Genomic DNA, 4460 nt, shown 5'->3' with positions numbered 1-4460 from the left:
TTGTGCAGATTCAGATTGAAGCTTGATTGAAATGTTTGTACGGCTTCCAATGCTTACCTCTTGCCTGGTATAACCAATAGAAGTAAAAACTAATGTACCATTGGCTGGTGCACTAATTTGATAATCGCCGTCAATATTTGTTTGCGTAGTTGTTTTTGACCCCTTTACTGCAATCGTAACATTGGATAGTGCGGTGTCTCCGGTAGCAACTCTACCTCTTACGGTAATGTTTTGTGCTTGAAGCGTACTTATAAAAAGTGACAACGCTAATATAAGCAGAGGTGTTTTTAAGGTTGTTTTTAAGTGTATTTTTTTTACACTAAAAAACGATGTCCACAGTTGGTTAAATTTCATGACAATCGTGTTATTAAGTAATAGTTGTTTAATGGCCGGTACAGGGTTGATAGGTGTATTACGGGTGAGCATCTTTAAAAAATGCAAGGGGATGATAGAGAAGCAACATAAGGCAATCGTTTTTTTATTTAAATTTTTAGGAAAAATTAACTTATCGTACAAAACTTTGCCCAAACCAAATATAAGTGTAATGCTTACACTTAAAAAAAAATTTTTGATTTTTTTATAAAGTCAACTCGAATTGTGGGTGTTTCCCGATACAATTAAAACTGTCCAAAGTTTGTTATAGCAATCGGTAAGAAAGGCGCATAAAAACTAGATTTCGCTGCGTAAGATTTTAAATTTTTCATAACGGCGCCTTAAGGCTTCTATTTTCAAAGAAAGTTTAATCAGTTAATTATTCAGAAAAATGAAGGCTTGTTTTGATACCCGAGAATTTGCTTCTTTTTAAAGTAATCTTCTGTTATCTCTTGCAAATCAGCTTTAGTAAAATGTAAAGTTTGAGGATGACAAGTAAGTTCAATTTCGCTAGTTGGCTTACTAAACCTGTTCCATGGACAAACACCCTGGCAAACATCCCAACCAACTATCCAGTTACTAAATTGGGGTTTCATTTTGTTAGGTATAACGGCATGTTTAAGTTCAATGGTAGAGCAGCTGGTTCATTTACTTCCATCAACCACCTTATTTTTCATAATGGCATCGGTAATGCAATGGTCAATGCACCTGCGGCAACTACCGCAATAATCTATCGCAAAAATATCGTCGTACCCGCTAAGATCAGTGGCTATCGATCCCTTCCAATCCGCACCGTCCATTTTTTAAAAATATTAAAGTCTATATCTTTTTTATAAAACTAAGATTTCGCTTTATGCCTGCATATTTGCTGCGCCTGAGCGGCGAGTTCTTAAAGACCAGCTTAAAAGTTTCTTCAGTCATCTCTTCCCAATCGCTGGTGCTAAAGTTTAAGATTTGAGGAATGGGTGTAAACTGTATTTCGTTTGCAGGTTTACTAAAACGGTTCCAGGGGCAAACATCCTGGCAAACATCGCAGCCAAACATCCAATTGTCAAAAGTGTCTTTCATTTTTTCAGGTATCAGTGCATCTTTTAATTCTATGGTAAAATAGCTAATGCATTTGCTTCCATCAACCACCTTATTTTCCAGGATGGCGTCGGTAGGGCAGTGGTCGATACAACGGCGGCAGGTACCACAATAATCCTTTGCAAAAAGATCATCGTACTCCAACACAAGGTCAACTATGAGTGTTGCTATAAAAAAGAAGGAGCCTGCCTGTTTATTAATGAGATTGCCATTTTTGCCGATCCACCCCAGCCCGCTACGCATGGCCCAACTGCGTTCTAATACCGGGGCACTGTCAACAAAACCGCGGCCATTAATCTCGCCAATTTTAGCGCTTATTTTTTGCAATAATTCTTTCACTTTCTGCCTGATTACTTCGTGGTAGTCGTGGCCATATGCATACTTAGCTATTTTGGGTGATGAGGTAGCCTGCTGTTGGTTAGGGTAATAATTCATCAGCAGGGTGATCACACTTTTTGCTCCCGGTACCAGTAAGGTTGGATCGACCCTCAGATCAAAATAATTTTCCATGTAGTGCATGTTCCCATGCATACCTTGTTGCAGCCACGTATCGAGGCGACGGGCATCATCATCCAGTTTAACGGCTTTGGCTATGCCGCAAAAGTCGAAGCCGAGTTGCCGACTCCACTCTTTAATTTGTATGGCAGAAGTATTGGGCAAGAGTATAATTTTAAAACGCAATTTAAAACTGAAAGATGAGCCGCGGTTTAATAAATGCCATACCGGTATAAAAAGTTGGGAAGACAATAAAAACTGTTAGAAAGGCAACTTACAGGGCAGATAAATCTTTTCTGGTACGTCAATAAAACATTTCTTTAGCGATGTTTAAAAGCCAGACACAAAATGGTTTAGCATTTGTTCTCCTCCGTTATCCTTCGAAACACTACCAAGAGGCCCGGGGTAGGTTATTGGAGCAGGACGTTGGAACATTGGCTGTAGTTCGCTATCAGCAGCAGTTTCGGCGCACGTAATTCTGTTGGACTTTTGGTTGTTATCTTCAATTTTGTATTAGTATAAGGCTGTGTCTCCGGACGGACGTTTTTTAAATCCCCCAACAACGCCAAGCCCTGTTCGTTATGTGCAACCCTGTTTGGACACTTCAATAATTTAAAGGATTTTGTAAAGAGTCCAGAATATCCTGACATATTTTTTCCCTACATTTTTGCCAAAACAAATTATCTACTATAAACATCTCATCATGGGGGAAGTATTTCCCAGCACGTATTGATTGCAATACTAAATGCACAATCTTATATCATAAATACACATGGCATACTTTTTTGACTGCCTGCACTTAGCAACATGTGAATCATGTAACTCTTATTAAAGGTTTTAAAATTATTTAATTAATTAAACAGTAAAGCTAGCATTGTGTCAGTTATTTAAAAATTTAAGTCATAAAAAATGAGCAACACCAAAGATTTAAACCATACGGAAGCTATTGACAAACTAAAAAGCCTGGTGGAGGATATAACGGTTTGTCTTTTTTGCACCGATTTAAAAACAGACGACGGGTCTACCTGTCGACCCATGTCAGCAATAAAAGTTTGCGAGCAGGGAAATATCTGGTTCTTTAGTGAAAAGGACAGCGATAAAAACAAAGCCATTGCCAATGACAAAAATGTGCAACTCTTTTTTTCGCATCCTGCAAAGAGCAGTTACTTAGTTGTAAACGGTGAAGCAGAAATAGTTTTAGATAAAACAAAAATTGAAGAACTCTGGACACCAGTAGCAAAAATTTGGTTTAAAGAAGGAAAAGACGATCCCAACATTTCAATCATTAAGGTAACACCAACTACTGCTTACTATTGGGATACTGACGGAAACAGAATGATAAACTTTTTAAAGATGGTAGCATCGGTTGTTACAGGAACAAACTTATTAAATGGCAAAGAAGGAACTATTACTTTTTAAAAATTTAGACCAATGGCAGCAACGAAAAAAATTTTTTGGTAAACAATATCAATAAGAAGAGAAAGCAGGTACATCTAAATCTAAAAGCAAATCAACTATTAGCAAAAAAACTTATGATCATGTGAAAAATAATTGGGGTGATAAAAAATAGCGCATTAAATAACTCAAGGAATAACTATTGAAGTGCTATAGTAACCACATAGAATGAACCCTTTTTAGGAATGAGCTTGTATGTTGATAGGTAAGAGAACTATACTCTCAAAAAAAATTTTAATTAAACAGCAATAAAATAAATCACCAACAAATTAAATAAATTGACAAAATGGAAAACGAAAAAACGATCGCAGTGCTTAACACACTAATCACTATTAACAACGATAGAATTGAAGGTTACGAAACAGCAAGTAAAGAAACTGAAGAGCATGATTTAAAAACATTGTTCGCACAGTTCTCTTCTACAAGCCAAAAATGTAAACAGGAATTAACGAACGAAGTAAGCAGGTTGGACGGTACATCGGCTGAAGGTACATTGACCACTGGAAAATTGCACCGTGTTTGGATGGATGTGAAAGCAGCACTCACAGGTAAGGATCGCGATGCTATTCTTAAATCTTGCGAATTTGGCGAAGGCGTGGCTCAAGATACATACGAGAAAGCATTGGAAAATGACATAGAAAATCTAAATGCAGAACAACAAACCATGATTAAAGCACAGCACACATTATTGAAGGCCGATCACGATAAAGTAAAATCCATGAGGGATTTAGCTACGGCCGATTGATAAAAAACTCAATCTATACGAAGAGGCATAAAAATTTATTTATGCCTCTTTTCATAGACAAAATGAATAAGGGAATAAAATAAATACCACTCAAAAAAGGGTAGCAAAAGTGGTGCATGAATTTATAGAATGAGAGTTACCTGTCGGAAAATCCGGCAGGATTGTAACATACCGAAAACAAACTATTGCTATTGCAAAGAATGAAGCTAAAAAATTTTAAAAAATAAGCCATCATGTGGAAAGAAGAAAATAATCAACTGAAATGCAGCTTCGAGTTCAACGACTTTGTAGAAGCTTTTACTTTTAT

Annotated in this window: 6 protein-coding genes; 2 read left to right on the top strand and 4 right to left on the bottom strand. The window is 36.9% G+C overall.

Translation table 11 applies throughout. The features are described 5' to 3' along the window. From H7254_RS17555 to queG, 4 genes are all read right to left on the bottom strand, one after another. On the bottom strand, positions 1-354 hold a 354-nt coding region (locus tag H7254_RS17555; protein WP_301934209.1), incomplete at its 3' end, for a carboxypeptidase-like regulatory domain-containing protein. Positions 355-755: 401 nt separating this feature from the next. After that, complete coding sequence (locus tag H7254_RS17550; protein ID WP_301934208.1) at positions 756-968, bottom strand: hypothetical protein; 213 nt, start codon at positions 966-968, stop codon at positions 756-758. Positions 969-1016: 48 nt separating this feature from the next. Next, positions 1017-1172, bottom strand: a complete 156-nt coding sequence (locus H7254_RS17545) for a hypothetical protein (protein ID WP_301934207.1) — start codon at positions 1170-1172, stop codon at positions 1017-1019. Between the two features lie 19 nt (positions 1173-1191). Then, positions 1192-2118 carry a tRNA epoxyqueuosine(34) reductase QueG gene (queG, locus tag H7254_RS17540; RefSeq protein WP_301934206.1) on the bottom strand — a complete coding sequence of 309 codons (927 nt, stop codon included), beginning with the start codon at positions 2116-2118 and terminating at the stop codon, positions 1192-1194. Between the two features lie 744 nt (positions 2119-2862). Between queG and H7254_RS17535 the strand changes: the two genes are divergently transcribed. Both H7254_RS17535 and H7254_RS17530 read left to right on the top strand, forming a co-directional pair. After that, positions 2863-3372, top strand: a complete 510-nt coding sequence (locus H7254_RS17535; protein WP_301934205.1) for a pyridoxamine 5'-phosphate oxidase family protein — start codon at positions 2863-2865, stop codon at positions 3370-3372. Positions 3373-3694: 322 nt separating this feature from the next. Beyond that, positions 3695-4153 carry a PA2169 family four-helix-bundle protein gene (locus tag H7254_RS17530; protein WP_301934204.1) on the top strand — a complete coding sequence of 153 codons (459 nt, stop codon included), beginning with the start codon at positions 3695-3697 and terminating at the stop codon, positions 4151-4153. The last annotated feature ends 307 nt before the right edge of the window (positions 4154-4460 follow it).

Source organism: Ferruginibacter sp. (assembly GCF_014377975.1).
Lineage (GTDB): Bacteria > Bacteroidota > Bacteroidia > Chitinophagales > Chitinophagaceae > Ferruginibacter.
Note: the sequence above shows the minus strand (reverse complement) of the source record. Positions and strands in the feature narration are given on the sequence as shown.

Excerpts from the sequence above, each read along its gene's own strand:
- H7254_RS17550 (WP_301934208.1), bottom strand. The coding sequence starts at position 968 with ATGAAACCCCAATTTAGTAACTGGATAGTTGGTTGGGATGTTTGCCAG.
- H7254_RS17535 (WP_301934205.1), top strand. The coding sequence starts at position 2,863 with ATGAGCAACACCAAAGATTTAAACCATACGGAAGCTATTGACAAACTA.
- H7254_RS17545 (WP_301934207.1), bottom strand. The coding sequence starts at position 1,172 with ATGGACGGTGCGGATTGGAAGGGATCGATAGCCACTGATCTTAGCGGG.
- H7254_RS17530 (WP_301934204.1), top strand. The coding sequence starts at position 3,695 with ATGGAAAACGAAAAAACGATCGCAGTGCTTAACACACTAATCACTATT.